1 pseudogene is annotated in these 324 nt (G+C 62.7%); it reads left to right on the forward strand.

What is annotated here, in order from left to right:
* A pseudogene (locus LN996_RS23565) lies at nt 1-324 on the forward strand (hypothetical protein); the annotation flags it as partial.

Consider the following 324-nt stretch of genomic DNA (forward strand, 5'->3'; position numbering starts at 1 on the left):
CCGGGTGCCGGGACGGTGACGGTCACAGCACGGGCGACGACGGATTATGTTCTTGCCACGGGTGCGACCGCGTCTTGGTCCGGGACGTTCAAGGCAACCCCGTTCGTGGTGACCCCTGCAGCCGTGGTGTTTACGGATATGGATGGTACGAAGGACGACGTTTATGTCGTCCCCTCGACGGCTGGTGTTGAGTATTTGGTCGGTGGGAAAGTTGTTGCCGCTGGCACGTACCCGGGTGCCGGGACGGTGACGGTCACAGCACGGGCGACGACGGATTATGTTCTTGCCACGGGTGCGACCGCGTCTTGGTCCGGGACGTTCAAG

The sequence above is a fragment of the Arthrobacter sp. AK01 genome (genome assembly GCF_021109375.1).
Classification (GTDB): Bacteria; Actinomycetota; Actinomycetes; order Actinomycetales; family Micrococcaceae; genus Arthrobacter.